The organism is Octadecabacter sp. SW4 (assembly GCF_008065155.1).
Classification (GTDB): Bacteria; Pseudomonadota; Alphaproteobacteria; order Rhodobacterales; family Rhodobacteraceae; genus SW4.
Genome location: NZ_CP042819.1, coordinates 2,911,565 through 2,930,286, shown reverse-complemented (window position 1 = coordinate 2,930,286; position 18,722 = coordinate 2,911,565). Strand labels below are relative to the sequence as shown.

Annotated in this window: 17 protein-coding genes and 4 pseudogenes; 15 read left to right on the top strand and 6 right to left on the bottom strand. The window is 58.8% G+C overall.

The genetic code is table 11. From position 1 onward, the window contains the following. Positions 1-28 precede the first annotated feature (28 nt). The 9 genes and pseudogenes from FTO60_RS14560 (at position 29) to FTO60_RS14515 (ending at position 8,030) form a co-directional block, all read left to right on the top strand. Positions 29-954: pseudogene (locus FTO60_RS14560) on the top strand (ABC transporter ATP-binding protein). After that, entirely contained in the window at positions 951-1,712 is a 762-nt protein-coding gene (locus FTO60_RS14555; RefSeq protein WP_148056635.1) for an ABC transporter permease, read from the top strand. Before FTO60_RS14560 ends, FTO60_RS14555 begins: the two are co-directional and overlap by 4 nt. 82 nt (positions 1,713-1,794) lie before the next feature. Next, on the top strand, positions 1,795-2,589 hold the full coding sequence (locus tag FTO60_RS14550; RefSeq protein ID WP_148056634.1) for a S49 family peptidase: 795 nt from the start codon (positions 1,795-1,797) through the stop codon (positions 2,587-2,589). Between the two features lie 165 nt (positions 2,590-2,754). Then, entirely contained in the window at positions 2,755-3,708 is a 954-nt protein-coding gene (locus FTO60_RS14540; RefSeq protein WP_148056632.1) for a calcium/sodium antiporter, read from the top strand. After that, a pseudogene (locus tag FTO60_RS14535) lies at positions 3,708-4,456 on the top strand (SDR family oxidoreductase). Before FTO60_RS14540 ends, FTO60_RS14535 begins: the two are co-directional and overlap by 1 nt. A 310-nt stretch (positions 4,457-4,766) precedes the next feature. Further along, positions 4,767-6,643, top strand: a pseudogene (uvrC, locus tag FTO60_RS14530) (excinuclease ABC subunit UvrC). A 36-nt stretch (positions 6,644-6,679) separates the two neighbouring features. Beyond that, positions 6,680-7,345 (top strand): CDP-diacylglycerol--glycerol-3-phosphate 3-phosphatidyltransferase, encoded by a 666-nt coding sequence (gene pgsA, locus FTO60_RS14525; protein ID WP_148056631.1) that lies wholly within the window; start codon positions 6,680-6,682, stop codon positions 7,343-7,345. After that, the gene (gene moaD, locus FTO60_RS14520; RefSeq protein WP_148056630.1) at positions 7,342-7,590 is read left to right on the top strand and encodes a molybdopterin converting factor subunit 1; all 249 of its coding nucleotides are present in this window, start codon (positions 7,342-7,344) and stop codon (positions 7,588-7,590) included. Before pgsA ends, moaD begins: the two co-directional genes overlap by 4 nt. Continuing rightward, positions 7,590-8,030, top strand: a complete 441-nt coding sequence (locus FTO60_RS14515) for a molybdenum cofactor biosynthesis protein MoaE (RefSeq protein WP_148056629.1) — start codon at positions 7,590-7,592, stop codon at positions 8,028-8,030. The genes moaD and FTO60_RS14515 overlap by 1 nt, the downstream gene beginning before the upstream one ends. On the opposite strand, the gene FTO60_RS14510 is transcribed toward FTO60_RS14515, so the two are convergent. Next, positions 8,031-8,594 carry a DNA-3-methyladenine glycosylase I gene (locus tag FTO60_RS14510; RefSeq protein WP_148056628.1) on the bottom strand — a complete coding sequence of 188 codons (564 nt, stop codon included), beginning with the start codon at positions 8,592-8,594 and terminating at the stop codon, positions 8,031-8,033. Between the two features lie 104 nt (positions 8,595-8,698). Between FTO60_RS14510 and FTO60_RS14505 the strand changes: the two genes are divergently transcribed. The 5 genes and pseudogenes from FTO60_RS14505 to FTO60_RS14485 all read left to right on the top strand — a co-directional run bounded on the left by FTO60_RS14505 (position 8,699) and on the right by FTO60_RS14485 (position 13,766). Beyond that, positions 8,699-9,505, top strand: coding sequence for an EAL domain-containing protein (locus FTO60_RS14505; RefSeq protein WP_148056627.1), 807 nt, complete (start codon positions 8,699-8,701; stop codon positions 9,503-9,505). Positions 9,506-9,666: 161 nt separating this feature from the next. Next, positions 9,667-10,842 carry an acetyl-CoA C-acetyltransferase gene (locus FTO60_RS14500; RefSeq protein WP_148056626.1) on the top strand — a complete coding sequence of 392 codons (1,176 nt, stop codon included), beginning with the start codon at positions 9,667-9,669 and terminating at the stop codon, positions 10,840-10,842. Positions 10,843-10,973: 131 nt separating this feature from the next. Further along, complete coding sequence (gene phbB, locus FTO60_RS14495) at positions 10,974-11,699, top strand: acetoacetyl-CoA reductase (RefSeq protein WP_148056625.1); 726 nt, start codon at positions 10,974-10,976, stop codon at positions 11,697-11,699. Positions 11,700-11,956: 257 nt separating this feature from the next. Next, the gene (locus tag FTO60_RS14490; RefSeq protein ID WP_148056624.1) at positions 11,957-12,898 is read left to right on the top strand and encodes a transcriptional regulator GcvA; all 942 of its coding nucleotides are present in this window, start codon (positions 11,957-11,959) and stop codon (positions 12,896-12,898) included. Continuing rightward, a pseudogene (locus FTO60_RS14485) lies at positions 12,895-13,766 on the top strand (DMT family transporter). Before FTO60_RS14490 ends, FTO60_RS14485 begins: the two are co-directional and overlap by 4 nt. Here the strand turns inward: FTO60_RS14485 and FTO60_RS14480 are convergent. The 3 genes from FTO60_RS14480 to FTO60_RS14470 form a co-directional block, all read right to left on the bottom strand. Then, positions 13,763-13,930 (bottom strand): YdcH family protein, encoded by a 168-nt coding sequence (locus tag FTO60_RS14480; protein WP_148056623.1) that lies wholly within the window; start codon positions 13,928-13,930, stop codon positions 13,763-13,765. The pseudogene FTO60_RS14485 and the gene FTO60_RS14480 sit on opposite strands and share 4 nt — an antisense overlap. A gap of 121 nt (positions 13,931-14,051) precedes the next feature. After that, a complete protein-coding gene (locus FTO60_RS14475) occupies positions 14,052-14,810 on the bottom strand; it encodes a tRNA1(Val) (adenine(37)-N6)-methyltransferase (RefSeq protein ID WP_148056622.1) in 759 nt (252 codons plus the stop codon). Beyond that, complete coding sequence (locus tag FTO60_RS14470) at positions 14,807-15,022, bottom strand: DUF2007 domain-containing protein (RefSeq protein WP_148056621.1); 216 nt, start codon at positions 15,020-15,022, stop codon at positions 14,807-14,809. The genes FTO60_RS14475 and FTO60_RS14470 overlap by 4 nt, the downstream gene beginning before the upstream one ends. Before the next feature lie 53 nt (positions 15,023-15,075). Between FTO60_RS14470 and FTO60_RS14465 the strand changes: the two genes are divergently transcribed. Further along, a complete protein-coding gene (locus FTO60_RS14465; protein ID WP_148056620.1) occupies positions 15,076-16,074 on the top strand; it encodes a polyprenyl synthetase family protein in 999 nt (332 codons plus the stop codon). Here the strand turns inward: FTO60_RS14465 and FTO60_RS14460 are convergent. Together FTO60_RS14460 and FTO60_RS14455 are read right to left on the bottom strand one after the other, a co-directional pair. Then, the gene (locus FTO60_RS14460; RefSeq protein ID WP_148057173.1) at positions 16,067-16,927 is read right to left on the bottom strand and encodes a 4-(cytidine 5'-diphospho)-2-C-methyl-D-erythritol kinase; all 861 of its coding nucleotides are present in this window, start codon (positions 16,925-16,927) and stop codon (positions 16,067-16,069) included. The genes FTO60_RS14465 and FTO60_RS14460 overlap by 8 nt on opposite strands. Continuing rightward, positions 16,914-18,611 carry a tetratricopeptide repeat protein gene (locus FTO60_RS14455; RefSeq protein WP_148056619.1) on the bottom strand — a complete coding sequence of 566 codons (1,698 nt, stop codon included), beginning with the start codon at positions 18,609-18,611 and terminating at the stop codon, positions 16,914-16,916. Before FTO60_RS14455 ends, FTO60_RS14460 begins: the two co-directional genes overlap by 14 nt. Positions 18,612-18,722 lie beyond the last annotated feature (111 nt).

The window sequence follows — 18,722 nt, the reverse complement described above, 5'->3', positions numbered from 1 at the left end:
CGCGCAAAAGCTGCAGGAAAGTGCCCATATGCCGCCGATCGTCGAGGTGCGAAACCTCAGGAAAACCTATGACAACGGGTTTGAAGCCCTGAAATCCGTCGACCTGGATATCACTGAGGGCGAGATTATCGCGCTGCTTGGGCCCAACGGCGCGGGTAAGACGACGTTGATATCCACGATTTGCGGAATTACGCGGCCAACCAGCGGCACCGTCACGGTGGGCGGACACGATATCTTGACTGCTTATCGGGGCGCGCGAAATCTGATCGGTTTGGTGCCGCAGGAAATCACCCTTGAACCGTTTGAAAAGGTGATCAACACCGTCCGGTTTTCGCGCGGATTGTTTGGCAAGGCGGCTGATGATGCCTACCTCGAAAAATTGCTGCGCCAATTGTCCCTATGGGACAAGAAAGACAGCAAGGTCATGGCCCTTTCGGGGGGATGAAGCGCCGCGTTTTGATCGCCAAGGCCCTGTCGCACGAACCACGCGTCCTGTTTCTGGACGAACCCACGGCAGGCGTCGATGTGGAGCTGCGCAAGGACATGTGGGAGATTGTCGCCGAGCTTAAGAAGACCGGCGTGACGATCATTCTCACAACCCATTACATCGAGGAAGCCGAGGCGATTGCCGACCGGATCGGCGTGATCAACAAAGGTGAAATTCTGTTGGTCGAGGACAAGGATGCCTTGATGGCGCGGATGGGTCAAAAGCACCTGCGCATTGATTTGACCGAACCGCTTGATGGGGTGCCTGCCGCGCTGGCCAAACACGCGATAAAGCTGACTGACGGCGGGAAAACCCTGATCTATGCCTATGATACCTCTCAGGAACGCACGGGCATTACCGCCCTGTTGCAAGACATGCAAAAGGCGGGGCTGCATCTGGTCGATTTGCAGACGCAGCAAAGTACTCTCGAGGATATTTTTGTTGGTCTGGTAAAGGAAGCGCCATGAACTTTCGGGCCGTAAAATCTATCTACGTGTATGAAATGGCGCGATTTTTTCGCACATTGATGCAAAGCTTCATTTCGCCTGTGATTTCTACTGCCTTGTATTTCGTCGTGTTCGGCGCAGCGATCGGCAGCCGGATTGATCAGGTCGAAGGGATCAGTTATGGCGCGTTTATTGTGCCCGGGTTGATCATGCTGAGCGTGATGACCCAAGCCACATCAAACGCTTCATTTGGCATCTATTTCCCGAAATTCATCGGCACCATCTATGAGCTGTTGTCTGCGCCGGTGAACTTTCTCGAGATCACGATTGGCTATGTTGGGGCGGCCGCGACCAAGGCCTTGTTCATCGGGTTGATCATTCTTGGCACGGCGTTCTTGTTTGTCGATCTTAGCATCGCGCACCCTTTCGCGATGATCGCGTTTCTGGTGCTGACCTGCCTGTCGTTCAGCTTGCTGGGCTTTATCATCGGCATCTGGGCGCAGAACTTTGAGCAGTTGCAACTGATCCCGCTGCTGATCATCACCCCTCTCGTGTTTCTGGGGGGGTCGTTTTATTCGGTCAGCATGCTGCCGCCGGTCTGGCAGATCATCACCATGTTCAATCCGGTCGTCTACCTGATTTCGGGATTTCGCTGGGCGTTCTTTGGCACGGCGGATGTTTCGATCGGCCTGAGCCTTGGGGCGATCGGGTTGTTTACAACGCTGTGTCTGGCGGTGATCTGGTGGATTTTCCGCACCGGTTGGCGGATCCGCCAATGACGCGCCGGACGGCAAAGAATATGCATTGTGGGGCGGCTTGCGTCCCTTGTCGCGGGGCGAGTGACCGCCTAAGTGAGGCCCTATGAAACGTTATATCCCATTCGTGAAATCGCCGCCTTTCGTGGCTGTAATCCGCTTGCAGGGGCAAATCGCAACTGGCCCGCGTGGGTTGAACGATACGACCCTTGCGCCCGCGATTGAAAAAGCATTCGCCAGGGGCAAGCCCGCAGCCGTCGCGCTTGAGATCAACTCGCCCGGCGGGTCGGCTGTGCAATCGTCACTGATCGTCGCACGTATTCGGCGGCTGGCAATGGAAAAAGACATCCCCGTATTCGCCTTCGTCGAGGATGTCGCGGCGTCGGGCGGCTATTGGCTGGCAACGGCGGCTGACGAGATTTTCGTGGACCGCGGATCAATCGTTGGATCAATCGGCGTGATTTCAGCGGGTTTTGGGCTGACTGGCGCGATTGACAAAATTGGTGTCGAACGGCGTGTGCACACGGCCGGGAAATCCAAAAGCATGATGGACCCGTTCAAGCCGGAAAAACCCGCAGACGTGAAGCGCCTGAAAGGTCTGCTTGATGATCTGCACGTCTATTTCATTGATCACGTAAAACTACGGCGCGGCGCGCGGCTTGTTGATAACCCGGATCATTTTACCGGTGAAATCTGGGTGGGCGACAAGGCCGTTGAACAAGGTCTGGCCGACCAGATCGGTCATCTTGTGCCGGTCCTAAAGGAACGCTTTGGCGACAAGGTGAAACTGCGGCGTTATGGTGTAAGACGGTCGTTGTTTTCGCGTTTCGGGGCGCAGTTGATTGACGACACCCTGTCCTCGGTCGAAGAACGCGCGGCCTTTGCGCAGTTTGGCCTGTGACGTGATTTTCAAGATCGTCAGCCTCTTTCTGGTTGGCATGGCTGTGTTAGCCATGTTCGGCAAGATCAGGTTTCCCGGGCAGGGACGGCTGGCGGCGGCCAAATGCAAGGGCTGCGGACGCTACCGGATCGGCAAGGGACCATGTTCCTGCGGGAGGGGCCGCAAATGATCATGGACTGGGTGTATACCGGCCTTGGGCTGGTGATCCTTCTGCTTGCCGGTGACAGCCTCGTGAAGGGGGCTGTAAACATGTCTCTGCGGCTGGGTGTGCCTGCGTTGATCGTTTCCTTGACGGTTGTGGCCTTTGGCACGTCAGCACCGGAGTTGCTCATTTCGATCCAGGCGATCATTGAAGATGTGCCGGGGCTGGCCCTTGGGAATGTCGTGGGATCGAATACCGCAAACATCCTGCTGGTCTTGGGTGTGCCGGCCTTGCTGGCGGTGATGCACACCAGCGAATGTGACACCCGCAATAGCTACTTGCAGATGATTGCCGCGTCATTCCTGTTTATCGCGCTGGCGTATCGCGGCGTTTTCGATTGGGTTGCCGGGATCGTGCTGTTGGCTGCCTTGACGGCGATGCTGACGCATGCGGCGCGCGCCGCGCAAAACCACCGCAGGGCCGATCGCGCCGCCGCGGATGATCTTGAAGATGTGGAGGGCGCAGATCCTGATCTGCCCTGGGCCAAGATTATGTTCTATCTGGTTCTGGGTTTGATCGGTTTGCCGCTGGGCGCGAACCTCTTGGTGCATGGGTCCACCAATATCGCGCGCGATTTCGGTATTTCGGAAACGGTGATTGGCCTGACGCTGGTGGCCGTTGGCACATCGCTGCCGGAACTGGCGACAACCGTGATGGCGGCCCTGCGCCGTCAGGCAGATGTGGCGCTTGGGAACGTGATCGGCTCGAATATGTTTAACCTCTTGGGCATCATTGGTATCGCGTCGCTGGTTGGCCCGATCACCGTGGATTCGCAGTTCCTGCGTTTTGATCTGTGGGTGATGCTGGCCGCCTCGCTGATCCTGATCCCGTTTGTTTTCTTTCGGGTGGATATCAACCGCATCTGGGGTATCGCGCTCAGCGTGCTTTACGTCACTTATCTGTTGGTGGTGCTGTGATGCGGGCGCTTGTCACAGGTGCGGGTGCGCGCCTTGGGCGGGCGATGGCGCTTTATCTTGCGGAGCGTGGCTATGATGTTGCGGTGCATTATCATACCTCGGCGAAAGACGCAGATGCCGTGGTTGCTGAAATTCGCGCCTATGGGCGGCAAGCCGCTGCAGTGCAGGCTGATCTGCTGGACGAAGATGCGACAGCGGGTCTTGTTGAAGCTGCCGCCAGCGTCTTGGGTGGTTCGCTGACCTGTCTGATCAACAACGCGTCGATTTTTGAAGATGACTCGATTGAAACCGCAACGCAGGAAAGCTGGAATCGCCACATCGGATCGAACCTGCGCGCGCCATTTGTCTTGACGCAGAAATTTGCCGCGCAAGCGCCCCACGCTGTTGCGGATGAGAATGGTGAACCCATCGCGCAGGCGCTGATCGTCAACATGATTGATCAGCGGGTGCGTAATCTGCGGCCCGACTATGCCAGCTATACAATCGCCAAGTCCGGCCTTTGGGTCATGACCCAGACCACGGCGCAGGCACTGGCCCCCGCGTGCGGGTGAACGCGATCGGGCCGGGGCCGACATTGCAGGGCGCGCATCAGACGACGGCGCAGTTTCAGGCAGAGCGGTCCAAGACCCTGCTGAAGCGGGGCGTAGGACTGACTGACATTACCGGTGCGCTTGGGTACTTCCTTGATTCACCGGCGATCACCGGGCAAATGCTGGCGGTAGACGGCGGACAGCACCTTTCCGGATAACCCCCTTGTCGCCCGAGATTGAGTGACCCAGCGACAAGTTGTGCACCGGAGCCGCTGTATGTCGTAAAACCTTTACAAAAGCTTAATGTTTTCAGTCTCTTGTCAGGCCGCATTTAAAATATCCTTGTGAATCATATAGTTATGATAGTGCCCAAAAAATAGGCAAGGTAACGAAGTCATAATTAAACAAGGGAAAATTCTCGCCGAAACAGTTTTGCCCCCGTAGTTATCCACACAGAAAGTGGATAGGTTTCCACTTGCCCTCGCTGCGATATGGTTGCAGCCCAACGTAAGAATCAGAAACACTCTCATGAGCGACAAAACGATCAGTGAAACGCCGGACGTCCTGACAGGCCATACCCTGATTCAGTCCTATCTGCGCACGCTGGATTCCTCGCCGGGGTGTACCGGATGCTCGACCATGAAAGTCGTGTTTTGTATGTGGGCAAGGCGCGCAATCTGCGCGCGCGGGTCAGCAACTATGCGCGCCTGACCGGACACAGCCAGCGCATCCAGCGCATGATCACTGAAACCCATGCGATGATGTTCTTGACCACGGTGACCGAAACCGAGGCGCTGTTGCTGGAACAGAACCTGATCAAGCAACTCAAGCCAAAATACAACGTGCTGTTGCGCGACGACAAGTCGTTCCCCAATATCCTTGTGACGGGGGATCACGCCTATCCCCAGATCAAGAAACATCGCGGCGCGAAAAAGGAAAAGGGTGATTATTATGGTCCCTTCGCCAGTGCGGGTGCGGTGAACCGGACGCTGAACCAGTTGCAGCGCGCCTTTTTGTTGCGCACGTGCACGGACAGCGATTTTGAAAGCCGTACGCGCCCTTGCCTGTTGCATCAGATCAAGCGCTGCGCGGCCCCATGTGCGGACAAGATATCGCAAGAGGATTATGGCCAGTTGGTGAAGGACGCACAGCGCTTCCTTGATGGTAAATCGACTGAAATGCAGGCCCAGCTTGCCGCCGATATGGCCGCCGCATCCGAGGAGATGGAGTTCGAGCGCGCCGCCGCCCTGCGCGACCGTATCCGCGCCCTGGCTCAGGTGCAGACCGCCCAGGGCATCAACCCCCAAGGCGTGCCCGAGGCCGATGTCATCGCCCTGCATACAGATGGCGGGCAGGCCTGTGTGCAGGTGTTCTTCATCCGCGCCAATCAAAACTGGGGTAACCGCGACTATTATCCGCGCATCAGCGGTGACGAGGATTTGGCCGAGGTCATGCAGGCCTTTGTCGGGCAGTTTTATTCTGATCGCGAACCGCCACGTATGTTGCTGCTGTCGCATGGATTGGACGACACGGATTTGATGTCTGCCGCCCTGTCGGAAAAGGCCAGGCGCAAGGTTGAGATCATCGTGCCTCAACGCGGCGAAAAGGCTGAAATCGTCTATGGTGCCGCGCGCAACGCCCGCGAAAGCCTTGCTCGCAAGATGTCAGAAACCGCCACCCAGGGAAAATTGCTGCAAGGCCTGGCCGATGCGTTTGATCTGATGGCCGCGCCCCGCCGGATCGAGGTTTATGACAACAGCCATATTCAGGGATCCCACGCGGTCGGGGCGATGATTGTCGCGGGGCCGGACGGGTTCGAGAAAAATCAATACCGCAAGTTTGACATCAAAGGCGAAGGGATCACTCCGGGCGATGATTTCGGCATGATGAAAGAGGTGCTGACGCGCCGTTTCAAACGCCTGCTGAAAGAAGACCCCGACCGGCAGTCCGGCACCTGGCCCGATTTGTTGTTGATCGACGGCGGTGCGGGGCAGGTAAGTGCGGTGCGCGAGATCATGACAGAACTGGGCGTCGGCGATGTGCCGATGGTTGGTGTGGCCAAGGGTCTTGATCGTGATGCGGGCAAAGAGGAATTTCACCGCACCGGCAAACGCATCATGGCCCTGCGTCATAATGATCCGGTCCTGTATTTCGTCCAGCGTCTGCGGGACGAGGCGCACCGCTTTGCCATTGGCGCGCACCGTGCCAAACGCAGCAAGGCATTTGGCGCGACTCCGCTTGATGATGTGCCCGGTGTCGGGGCGACCCGCAAACGAGCGTTACTGGCCCATTTTGGGAGCGCCAAGGCCGTGTCGCGCGCCGGTCTTGCCGATCTCAAGGCCGTCAACGGAATTTCCGACAACATGGCGCAGGGTATCTATGACTATTTTCATGAAAAAGGGTAGGTGGTGCGCAGGGCCAATCGGCGGTAGGACTATGACATGACTTGGAACCTGCCAAATATCCTGACCCTGTTGCGCTTGCTAGCGGCCCCGGGTGTTGCGATCATGTTCTTGTATTTCACGCGCCCCTGGGCGGATTGGTTCGCTTTGGTCCTGTTTGTCGTGGCGGCTACGACCGACTGGATCGACGGCTATCTGGCCCGAGCGTGGAACCAGCAAACCAAATTCGGTGCCATGCTTGATCCGATCGCCGACAAGGCGATGGTGGTGATCGCCCTGTTGGTAATTACCGGCTTTTCGGGAATGGACCCGTGGATTTTGCTGCCCGCGACCTTGATCATGTTCCGCGAGACCTTTGTCAGTGGCCTGCGCGAATTCCTGGGCGATACTGCGGGTACCTTGGCCGTGACAAAATTGGCAAAGTGGAAAACAGCGGCGCAGATGACAGCGATTGCCGTGCTGTTTTCAACCGGTGCGTTTGATACCTATTTCCAGATATCCACCGAGGGCATGGATGATGCGATGATCATCGCCGTGCTCGAAGGGATTGAGCCGGACTTGCAAGGTATCTTGTGGAAGCTGAATGGTGCTTTTTATAGCTGGTGGATTGGCATCGTGTTGCTTTGGGCGGCGATGGTTCTGACGGTGCTGACCGGCTTTGATTACTTTCGTAAATCGCTGCCCTATCTGAGAGAGACCGCATGATTGACGTTGTCTATTTCGCATGGGTCCGTGAACGGATTGGCTTGCCCCGCGAACAGGTGGCTACGCGGGCCGCAACCGTGAATGACCTGATCGCTGAACTGCGCGCGCGCGAGGAACGTTATGAGTTGGCGTTTTCGGATATCAGTGCGCTACGGGTTGCCCTGGACCAGACCTTGACTGATTTCGACGCGCCCTTGGCTGGCGTGCGCGAAGTAGCGTTTTTCCCACCGATGACGGGTGGCTGATGGACATTCGCGTTCAAGACGGGGCGTTTGACGGCGGGGCCGAACTTAATGCGTTTACCGCCCGCGCGTCCGGTGCCGGTGCCATCGTCAGCTTTAGCGGGTTGGTGCGTGATGTAACGGACGGTTTGGTTGCGATGACCATCGAACACTATCCGGGCATGACCGAAAAGGCGCTGGAAGATATCGCGCAGCAGGCCGCGACGCGCTGGGCGCTTGCGGATGTGATGGTGATTCATCGCTATGGGCGGCTAGCGGTAGGTGAACCGATCATGATGGTAGCGACCGCCGCACCGCATCGCGCGGATGCCTTTTCGGCGGCAGAGTTTCTGATGGACTACCTGAAATCGCGCGCGCCCTTCTGGAAGAAGGAAGAAACCGACAACGGGGCCGATTGGGTCACGGCCAAAGACGCGGACGAGGATGCATTGAAGCGTTGGTAGCTATCGTGCCAGCGCTTTGCATGACGCGTATTGTGGGCAAGTGACCAAATGGTCGTTGATCAGCCCACAGGCTTGCAGCCAGGCATAGACAATCGTCGGGCCGCAGAACTTGAAGCCCGCTTTTTTCAAATCCTTGGACATCTGGGTGGAAAGGGGGGTGGCCGCCGGAACCTCGGCCATAGTCGCCCAAGTGTTTTGGATCGGTTTGCCATCGGTATAGGCCCAGCACCACGCCGCGAAATCATCCATCTCCAGATAGGCGCGGGCATTGGAGATCGTCGCTTCGATCTTGCCGCGGTGGCGGATGATTCCGGGGTTATCAAGGCAAGCCAGCACTTCGGGCTCGCCCCACTGCGCGATTGTTTCGGGGTCGAAGCCGGCAAATGCCTCGCGAAAGTTGTCGCGCTTTTTCAGGATCGTGATCCAGCTTAGACCCGCCTGAAACCCGTCCAGAATCAGCTTTTCCCACAGGGCGCGGCTGTCGTATTCTGGCACGCCCCATTCGGTATCGTGATAGTCGGTATAGATTTTCTCGCTACCAGCCCAGCCACAACGCTCGCTCATATCGCCCTCCTGCAATCTGCCTACAATTCATCGCAAATCGTGATCCTTTACCAGCCGTTAAGTGCGGGGCGGGGATAACAGTGGCCGACCAGGGGACAACTGCAATGGCCACGTTTGATCTTTCACCGGGTGCGTTGGACGCACAAATGCCGATGGATCCGCTGCAATACGCTGTGGCCAGTCGTGACCGCGACGTGCTCTCGATCGTGCGTAATGCCCTTGAACGGGGCAACACCATGTTGGCGTTTCAACCTGTCGTGCGTGCGGACGATGCCAAACAAGTCGCATTTTATGAAGGGTTGATCAGGGTTCTGGACGAGGGTGGGCGCATCGTGCCAGCCGGGCAATTCATGGGCCAGATCGCCGAAAACGCGCTGGGCCGTGATGTGGATTGTGAAACGCTGCGCCACGGGTTGGACATGCTGCAAGCCAATCCCACACTGCGCTTATCGCTGAATGTCTCGGCCCGCTCGATCGGGGATGCGGCCTGGCGCCGCCGCCTTGACCAGCGGCTTGACCGTGATCCTGCGGTGGCGCACCGTTTGATCCTCGAGGTGGGTGAAACCTCGGCGATGCAACTGCATGAAATGGTCATTCGCTTTATGGAAGAAATGCAGCCCTGTGGCGTGGCCTTTGCGCTGGATGACTTTGGTGGCGGCATGACGGCGTTTCGCCACCTCAAGGATTTCTTCTTCGATATGGTGAAACTTGATCGCTGCTTTGTCAGCGGCATCAACCACTCTCCCGACAATCAGGTTTTGGCCGAGGCGCTGATCACAGTCGCGCATCAGTTTGAAATGTTCGCCGTGGCCCAAGGCGTTGAAACCGCGGCTGAAGCCGAGTTTCTTTCGTCCTTTGGTGTCGATTGCCTTCAGGGCTATCACATCGGTGTCCCGAAGTTTACGCTTTGACGCCTGCGCATGGCGGGTGCACGCCGATGCCGCTGTGAATCACGTTGCCCTGACGTCGCCCACGCCATATGAAAGTTTGCAACGGCGGGTGTGGGGCCCGCACGCTGTGTTGTGCATGCCTCCTCGTCGCCCCTTTGGGTCGCATTCAGGAGGAGTCATCCATGACCAACGTAGTTATCGCATCCGCAGCACGCACCGCCGTGGGCAGTTTTGGTGGGGCGTTTGCCAATACCCCCGCCCATGATCTGGGCACCGCAGTTCTGGCCGAGGTCGTGGCGCGCGCCGGCGTTGACCCATCCGAGGTCAGCGAGACAATTTTGGGTCAGGTGTTGACCGCCGCACAGGGCCAGAACCCGGCGCGCCAGGCACATATCAACGCAGGCTTCCCACAGGAAAGCGCGGCCTGGTCGATCAATCAGGTGTGCGGGTCCGGTCTGCGTGCTGTTGCGCTGGGCGCGCAGCATATCATGCTGGGAGATGCCAACATCGTCGCGGCCGGCGGTCAGGAAAACATGACGCTATCACCGCATGCGCAAAACATGCGCGCCGGTCAAAAGATGGGCGATATGAAGCTGATCGATACCATGATCAAGGACGGCCTTTGGGATGCGTTCAACAACTATCACATGGGCCAAACCGCTGAAAATGTTGCTGAGAAGTGGCAAATTTCCCGCGAGATGCAGGACGAATTCGCGGTTGCATCGCAAAACAAGGCCGAAGCTGCGCAGAAGGCAGGCAGGTTCGCTGATGAAATTGCGGCCTTTACCGTGAAGACTCGCAAGGGTGATATCGTGGTCGATCAGGACGAATACATCCGCCACGGCGCCAATATCGACGCGATGGCCAAAATGCGGCCTGCCTTCGCCAAAGAGGGGACCGTCACAGCAGCCAACGCATCCGGCCTGAACGATGGGGCTGCGGCCACATTGCTGATGTCCGCCGAGGAGGCCGAAAAGCGCGGCATCGAACCCTTGGCGCGGATCGCATCCTACGCGACAGCCGGTTTGGACCCGTCCATCATGGGTGTCGGCCCGATCTATGCATCGCGCAAGGCGCTGGACAAGGCCGGTTGGGCCGTCGGTGACCTTGATCTGGTCGAGGCCAATGAAGCCTTTGCGGCGCAGGCCTGTGCCGTCAACAAAGACATGGGCTGGGATCCGGCTATCGTGAACGTGAACGGCGGCGCGATCGCCATCGGCCACCCGATTGGCGCGTCGGGCTGCCGTGTGTTGAACACCTTGCTGTTCGAGATGAAGCGCCGCGATGCCAAGAAGGGCCTCGCAACGCTGTGTATCGGTGGCGGGATGGGCGTCGCCCTTTGTGTCGAACGCCCCTAACCACCGGGAGGACGCGGGGCCAAGTTTGGGAGGACTTGGCCCCGCAAACTCGTTTTTATCTACGCAATAAAGTTGCGCCCAAAGAATTCAACACATAACATCATTACGAACAGAATTGAGGAGAATACCATATGTCACGCGTTGCACTTGTCACCGGGGGATCGCGCGGAATCGGCGCGGCGATCTCAAAATCACTGGCCGCCGCGGGCTACACCGTCGCTGCGACCTACGCCGGGAACGATGAAAAAGCCGCCGCATTCACCAAGGAGACAGGTATCAAAACCTACAAATGGGATGTGGGCAATTACGAGGCCTGTCAGGCCGGAATCGCGCAGGTCGAGGCTGATCTTGGCCCGGTCGAAGTCTTGGTGAACAACGCTGGCATCACCCGCGATGCGCCGTTCCACCGTATGACCCCGCAGCAGTGGCAAGAGGTGATCGACACCAATCTTTCGGGCCTGTTCAATATGACCCACAATGTCTGGGGCGGTATGCGGGACCGCAAATTCGGGCGGGTGATCTCGATCAGTTCGATCAACGGTCAGAAAGGCCAGTTCGCCCAGGCAAACTATGCTGCTGCGAAGTCCGGCGATATCGGATTCTCCAAGGCCTTGGCCCAGGAAGGCGCGCGCGCAGGCATCACCGTCAATGTGATTTGCCCGGGCTACATCAACACCGAAATGATGAGCACGATCCCCGAAAAGGTGATGAACGAGGTGATCTTGCCGCAGATTCCGGTTGGTCGTCTTGGCGAACCTGATGAAATTGCGCGCGCGGTTGTCTTTTTGGCCTCCGACGACGCGGCCTTTATCACGGGCTCGACGATATCCGCAAACGGTGGCCAATACATGGCCTGATCGCCGCGGCGCTGTCGTTGAAAAGGTCGGCCCGGTTGGGCCGGCCTTTTTTGCTACCACCAGTGAAACATCTGGCGGATGAAGGCGCCGCGTGCGGCATGCGCTTTGGCATAGGCGTTGCGGGTGCGGTGACTGGATGTAATCTCGATCATTCTAGGCTCCTCGGGTTGTGTTTCACTTGCCCTAACATGGGCTGTGACCGCGTCGCTGACAAACGAGACTTCCTTTGTCTTCAGTTAAGTTATACTAAACTGACTATGGCTGATCGGCTTCCCCCTCTGACGGCTCTGCGCGCTTTTGATGCGGCCGCGCGACACATGTCCTTTGCCCGTGCCGCGGATGAATTGGGGGTCACGCCTGCCGCCCTGTCCTTTCAGATCAAATCCCTTGAGGCGCATCTGGGTCGGCCCGTATTTCGGCGTTTGAACCGCGCGGTTGAACTGACCGAAGCAGGGCGCACGCTTGCCCCGGGGCTTTCGGATGGTTTTTCAACCCTTTCAGCGGCTTGGCGCGCGACCAAGCGGTTAAGTGACGAAAGCACCCTCACGGTCACCGCGGGCCCGGCCTTTACCTCAAAATGGCTCGCTCCGCGTATCTACGATTTTGCGCAAACCCACCCCGAGATTGAATTGCGGGTCGCTGCAACATTGCGCCTGATTGATTTTGATCGCGACGAGGTTGATGCAGCGATCCGGTTTGGGCTTGACGAGGGCAAGACCTACTTTTCCGAACCCCTGATCCGCGAGTGGATGACACCGATGATGACGCCAGAGCTGGCCGCACAAATCAAACGGCCCCAAGATTTGCGCGACGCACAGTTGATCCATGACGATTCGACCGCCTTTTTCCAGCAACCGGCCGATTGGGCAGCCTGGGGCCGGGCTGTCGGTGTGGATATTGACGCAAGCCACGGTGCCCGGTTTTCGCAGGCGGACCACGCGCTTGACGCGGCGTTTTCCGGGGCAGGCGTGGTGCTGGGGCGCGTGTCATTGGCGACTCGCGCATTGGAATCGGGGCGGTTGGTCGCGCCGTTTGAAATCGGTTTGCTGACCAAGGCACAGTTTCGGTTTGTCTGCCCGAAAGGCCACGAAAGCCGCCCGCAAGTGGCCGCGTTTCGCGCATGGGTCAAGGCCGAAATCAAGTCGTCCGAAGTCTTCGAGAAAGGTCGCACCCTGATCAAAGCCGAGGATGTCGCATGACGCGCCGCCGCGCCACAGGCTTTGGGTTTTCAGCGGTTTTACTGTGGTCCTTGCTGGCCTTGTTCACCGTTGGGTCGGCCCCCGTGCCGCCGTTTCTGCTAAGCGCATTAAGTTTTGCGATCGCTGGCGCCATCGGTTTGCTGTGGTTGTTTGCAACAGGTGGTTTGCGCCAGATTACGCAGGTTCCGCTGTATGTATACGCCTTTGGCACCTTGGGTCTGTTCGGATATCACGCGCTATATTTTTCGGCGCTTCGCCTTGCCCCGCTGCCGAAGCTGGCTTGATCGCGTATCTCTGGCCGTTGTTCATCGTGCTTTTTTCGGGGTTTTTGCCGGGGGAAAGACTGGGCGTGGGGCATGTGATTGGTGCGTTTGTGGCTTTTGCCGGAGCGGCGGTTATTGTCGGCGCCGAGGTGCGCAGTTTTGAAGCAGACGCCGCGCTTGGCTATGGGCTGGCGTTGTTGTGCGCGTTGACCTGGTCAACCTATTCGGTCGGGTCGCGCCGGTTCGGGGCCGTGCCAACCGGCAGTGTAGCCGTCTTTTGCGTTGCCAGTGCGCTGCTGTCGCTGATTGCACATATCACATTTGAAACAACGGTCTGGCCCGTGAACACGCTTGGCTGGTTAGCCGTGTTGGGGCTGGGGCTTGGGCCGGTGGGCCTTGCGTTTTTTGTCTGGGACATCGGCGTCAAGCAGGGCGATATTCAACTGCTTGGCGTGGCGTCTTATGCGGCGCCTGTCTTGTCAACGATGGTTTTGGTATTGGCAGGGGTGGCGACAGCGCAATGGACACTGGTGGTGGCCGCGCTATTGATTACGGCAGGTGCGGCGCTGGCTGCAAATGCCAGCGCCAAGACATCAACAGGTTAGACGGTGCTAAGCCGCGAAATTTCTTCCTTCAGGTGGAGTTTTTCTTTCTTCATCCGCGCGATTTCAAGATCGTCTGTTGCTGGGCTTCGCTGGGCCAATTCGACGGCCTCGGACAGGGTTTCATGTTTCCGCTTCAGCTCCTGCAAGTGCGAACTCAAGGTCATGGTCGTCCTCCTGTGTTTGGGTTGTGAGCACGGGTATTGCACCACAGATTTCAGGCGCTGTCACGCTGCACGGCAGCAATTCGCCTAACCATATTCTGGCGCAGGATTCCTTGCCAAATTGTTAACCAGACAAGGGCGGAAGGGGTGCGCCGTCGCGCAAAATAGCGCTCAGGTCGGGGGTAAATTCTTTGCGACCGGATCCACCGGTTTCATTGGTATGCATGACAATCGGCGCGGCCATGCGAAACGGGGCGCGCGCGCCCTTGGTGGCTTGCACAATCACCAGATGCGCGTTGCGATCTTGCTGCGGTGTGAAGGCGCGTACGGTGATCGCGCCGAGGCGTGCATCACAGGCGCGCAACAAGTCGGGCAAGCGGTCAATACGTTGGATGATCGTCAGGCAGCCGCGGGGGCGCAGACGGCGCGTCGCCACATCAACCCAGATCGCCAGATCGGTTTCGCCGCGCAGCGCTGTGTCGCGCCCCTTATCCACCGAAGCATGACCAACACCGGGTCGATAATATGGCGGGTTCGCCAGCACATGGTCAAAGCTGCGATTGCGCAGCGCGACGGGCATTTCAGACAGGTTTCCCGTAACAATTTCGGCCTGGGCACCGTTGGATGCAACATTCGCCCGTGCCAGCTCCGCGTAGTCGGGCTGAAGCTCCAGACCGGTTATGTCCAGATCCGGCACGCGCACGCCAAGGCAAAGCAGCGCCGTCCCGACACCACATCCCAGTTCAAGCACATGATCGCCAGCCTTGGCCGGTGTCGCGGCTGCAAGCAGGACTGCATCGACGCCTGCGCGAAATCCGTCTGCAGGTTGTGCAATCGTCAGGCGCCCGCCAAGAAAGGCATCATGCGTCAGACCGCCTGTCATTGCCCAAGGTCGATTCCGTTGTCGCGCATCGCCGCCACGGCCATGAAGTGATCGCGGTCCGCCACCATCAAGCGGCGCGGCAAAATGCCCAAGCTGCCGTCAAGGATGCTCATGTTTACGTCTAATTCGAAGACGTCTATACCTTCGCCGTCTAACAGGGCTTTGGCAAAGGCGATGACCGTGGGGTCGTTGGTGCGCAAAAGTTCTTTCATCCTCTCGATCTAAGGGTAAATCTGCCCCAAGTCGAGCAACTGACGGACCCGTGATGAGCCTTGATACCGCCGCCAGCAAACCGCACGAACGCCTTGCCGCCGCATTGGCCGGGGAGATGGAGGCCGTTAATGCCCTGATCCGCGAACGCATGGCATCCGAACATGCGCCGCGCATTCCCGAAGTGACGGCGCATCTCGTCGAAGCGGGGGGAAAACGCCTGCGCCCGATGATGACTTTGGCGGCCGCGAAAATGTGCGGCTATGATGGCCCCTATCACATTCATCTGGCTGCAACGGTCGAGTTTATTCACACCGCTACCCTGCTGCATGATGATGTCGTTGACGAAAGCAGCCAGCGGCGCGGGCGGCCCACGGCGAACCTGTTGTGGGACAATACCAGTAGCGTGTTGGTTGGTGACTATCTTTTTGCCCGTTCTTTCCAACTGATGGTCGAAACGGGGTCGTTGCGGGTGCTTGATATTCTGGCCAATGCATCCGCCACAATCGCCGAGGGCGAAGTATTGCAGTTGACCGCTGCTAGTAATCTGGCCACGACCGAGGCGATTTATTTGCAGGTTGTGCGCGGCAAGACGGCGGCGTTGTTTTCCGCCGCGATGGAAGTCGGCGGCGTGATCGCCGATGTGTCCGAAGACCGCGTGAAAGCGCTTTATGCCTTTGGCGATGCACTGGGTGTGGCGTTTCAGATTGTCGATGATCTGTTGGATTATCGCGGCACCGATGCGATCGGTAAGAACGTTGGCGATGATTTCCGCGAGCGCAAGCTGACCTTGCCGGTCATCAAAGCAGTCGCTTTGGCAGACGCCGAAGAACGCGCTTTTTGGGAGCGCACGATTGCCAAAGGCAAACAGGCTGACGGAGATCTTGAAACGGCAATGGCCATCCTTGCCCGCCACGACACTCTTGAAGCCACCCGTGTCGCGGCAATGGCCTGGAGCGAAAAGGCGAAAGCAGCACTTGCGCCGCTTCCCGATCACCCGATCAAGGCGATGCTGGTCGATCTGGCTGATTACGTGGTTGCGCGGGTCAGCTGAGCAGCAGCGCAGGCGCAACCCACCAGCCCATTTCCGACACCTGAATGGCGCGCGCGATTGATACCGCGCGATCCATATCCGCAACCAGCCCGATGCATGTGGCACCCGAGCCCGACATCGTTGCGAACTCAACGCCGGGTGTCTTGCGCAGGCGGGCCAGAACGGCCGCGATTTCAGGCGCGATTTTTTCGGCGGCGGGCTGCATGTCATTACGCTGCTGGGCCAGCCAGGCGGTGAATTCCGCGAATTTCATGCCTGTGGGCAGGGGCGGCATGGCCGGGTTCTCTTTAAATTTCAGGGCGCTGAATACACGGTCCGTTGGCACCGAAACGTTCGGATTGACCATGACCATCGCGCAGCTTGGCAAACGTGGCACATCTGACAGCACCTCGCCGATGCCGGTGACGCGCGTGGCTGCGGGCGCGCGCAGGCACACCGGCACATCTGCGCCAAGGGCAAGCGCAAGCGGATCGCGCGCGTCGGGAACAGGCAGGTTCCACATCCGGGCCAGCAGTCGCAGGGCGGCGGCGGCATCGGAGGATCCGCTGCCGATACCGGCGGCATGGGGAAGGTTCTTGTCCAGATGCAGCGCGGCGCCGACGGGCACGTTGTGGCGCGCCCGCAGGGCCTGCGCGGCTTGCAGCACTAGATTGCTGTCGTCGCAGGGAATGCCCGTGGAAAACGGCCCCGACACATCAAGCGACAGGTTACGGGACGGGCGTGCAATCAGGCGGTCCTGATGGCTCGCAAACACGACCAGACTGTCAAGCAGGTGATACCCGTCTGCCTGTTGCCCTGTCACATGCAGGGTCAGATTGACCTTGGCGGGTGCGTATTCCTCAGCCGTCGTCATTTGCAACATGGATCGGGTCGGCACCTTCTTCGATCAGGACGGCGTCAAGCCCGACGTCCAGCTTGCGGCGGATCCTGTCGGCTTCTTCGCTTTCGGGGTCGAACGACAGCGCGCGCTGCCATTGAAAACGGGCCTCTACGACGCGGCCAACGGCCCAGAACACATCGCCCAAATGATCGTTTATGATCGGGTCAACGGGTTCCAATTCGGCGGCGCGTTCCATTGGCGCGACGGCTTCTTCGAAACGGCCAAGACGATACAGCACCCAGCCAAGACTGTCGGTGATCGCACCGCTATCAGGGCGGGCTGCAACGGCTTTTTCGATCATTGCCAGCGCCTCGTCGAGGTTCACCTGTTCTTCGACCATCGTATAGCCAAGGTAATTCAGGATATTGGGGTTGTCCGGTTGCAGCGCGAGGGCGGCGCGCAAGTCGGCTTCGGCGGCGGGCCAGTTGCCCAGCCGTTCATAGGTGATCCCGCGTGTATAAAGTGGCCACCAGCGATCCGCGTGATCGGCGCCATAAAGCGCGAGGGCTTCGGTATAGGCGGTGTTGGCGTCCTGATATCGCCCGTCCGAGCGCAGGGTATCGCCAAGAGTGGTTTTGACAAAAGGCTGGTCGGGATAGCTGCGCGAGAGTTGCTGCAGGACTTCGACGGCGGCGTCGACCTTGCTGTCGCGGCGCAGCACTTCGGCGCGCCCCAGTTCGGCAGCGAAAAAGGCGCTGTCGCCCTGCGGAACGCGGGCATAAGTGGCGCTGGCCAACTCGTAACGACCCAGCCCCTCAAGCAACTGTGCCGACAGGATCAGGGAATCGGAATTTGTCGGGTTCAGGTAGTCTGCAAGGCGGGCGTAAAACAGGGTGTAGCCATCGGCCGATTCACCCTGTAGCGCACCCGCGACCGAAAACATGACTTCGCCAATCCCCTGCGTCGGGGTTGTGACGGCGGTGTAGCGCAATGGCTCTCCCGCCGCGAGGAGGGCGCGCATATCGGCAACGGCCGGGTCAAGCTGCGGGCCGAATGTATCGTCCAGCAGGGTGATGGCATCGGCGTTCCGGTCAAGCTGGCTGAGGATGGTTGCGTGGATCAATGTGATCCGGCGGGTGCGTTGCAAGCCTTGCTGTGGGGGCAGGGAAAAGATCGCATCGGCCCCCTCGAAATCGCCGACCGAGGCCAGCGCAAGCGCCTTGTGATAAAGCCCGAACGCGCGCAGACCCTGTGATTGGGTCACTTCGTCAAAGGCGGTCAGGGCAGCGCGCATATCGCCCTGGCCGACAAAAGCCCAAGCCTGCGCGATCCCGTCCACAAGCGGCCCGACGGAGCGGCCCGATTCCAACTGGGCGAAAACATCGTTCCAACGGTTGTCTTGGGCGGCTGCGGCCATTTCGACCATATGCGCGATCTGGCTGCTAAAACCGGCATCGATCATCTGCTGGGACAAGGCGCGCGCGGCCTGGATATTGCCCAGGCCCAGCTGCGATGCCATCGCGTTTTCCATCAACAGCGGGTTGCCCGGATCGGCTGCAAGCGCGGCCATGAAATATTCCGCGGCGGGAAGATAGTCACTGGCGATTCCGGCCTGACGCGCGGCCAGATATGCGCCGGGGTTTGGCTCGGCCTTGAGGGCGGGGGCCAATGTCACGGCGGTTGAAATCAGGAGGGCGTGGATCGTTCTGCGCGGCACGTGGCATTTCCTAAATCTGGGTGTTCGCGCAGAACCTAGTGCCCAGGCTCTGGCGGGGCAATGCGTTGGTGCGAATTTGGCAGGAAGTCGCGTATGAGCGGCGCGTTCTGG

Excerpts from the sequence above, each read along its gene's own strand:
- FTO60_RS14480 (WP_148056623.1), bottom strand. The coding sequence starts at position 13,930 with ATGACCTTGAGTTCGCACTTGCAGGAGCTGAAGCGGAAACATGAAACC.
- FTO60_RS14510 (WP_148056628.1), bottom strand. The coding sequence starts at position 8,594 with ATGAGCGAGCGTTGTGGCTGGGCTGGTAGCGAGAAAATCTATACCGAC.
- phbB (WP_148056625.1), top strand. The coding sequence starts at position 10,974 with ATGTCACGCGTTGCACTTGTCACCGGGGGATCGCGCGGAATCGGCGCG.
- FTO60_RS14515 (WP_148056629.1), top strand. The coding sequence starts at position 7,590 with ATGGACATTCGCGTTCAAGACGGGGCGTTTGACGGCGGGGCCGAACTT.
- FTO60_RS14465 (WP_148056620.1), top strand. The coding sequence starts at position 15,076 with ATGAGCCTTGATACCGCCGCCAGCAAACCGCACGAACGCCTTGCCGCC.
- FTO60_RS14550 (WP_148056634.1), top strand. The coding sequence starts at position 1,795 with ATGAAACGTTATATCCCATTCGTGAAATCGCCGCCTTTCGTGGCTGTA.
- FTO60_RS14500 (WP_148056626.1), top strand. The coding sequence starts at position 9,667 with ATGACCAACGTAGTTATCGCATCCGCAGCACGCACCGCCGTGGGCAGT.
- FTO60_RS14470 (WP_148056621.1), bottom strand. The coding sequence starts at position 15,022 with ATGAAAGAACTTTTGCGCACCAACGACCCCACGGTCATCGCCTTTGCC.
- FTO60_RS14555 (WP_148056635.1), top strand. The coding sequence starts at position 951 with ATGAACTTTCGGGCCGTAAAATCTATCTACGTGTATGAAATGGCGCGA.
- FTO60_RS14540 (WP_148056632.1), top strand. The coding sequence starts at position 2,755 with ATGATCATGGACTGGGTGTATACCGGCCTTGGGCTGGTGATCCTTCTG.
- FTO60_RS14490 (WP_148056624.1), top strand. The coding sequence starts at position 11,957 with ATGGCTGATCGGCTTCCCCCTCTGACGGCTCTGCGCGCTTTTGATGCG.
- pgsA (WP_148056631.1), top strand. The coding sequence starts at position 6,680 with ATGACTTGGAACCTGCCAAATATCCTGACCCTGTTGCGCTTGCTAGCG.
- FTO60_RS14475 (WP_148056622.1), bottom strand. The coding sequence starts at position 14,810 with ATGACAGGCGGTCTGACGCATGATGCCTTTCTTGGCGGGCGCCTGACG.
- FTO60_RS14505 (WP_148056627.1), top strand. The coding sequence starts at position 8,699 with ATGGCCACGTTTGATCTTTCACCGGGTGCGTTGGACGCACAAATGCCG.
- moaD (WP_148056630.1), top strand. The coding sequence starts at position 7,342 with ATGATTGACGTTGTCTATTTCGCATGGGTCCGTGAACGGATTGGCTTG.
- FTO60_RS14460 (WP_148057173.1), bottom strand. The coding sequence starts at position 16,927 with ATGACGACGGCTGAGGAATACGCACCCGCCAAGGTCAATCTGACCCTG.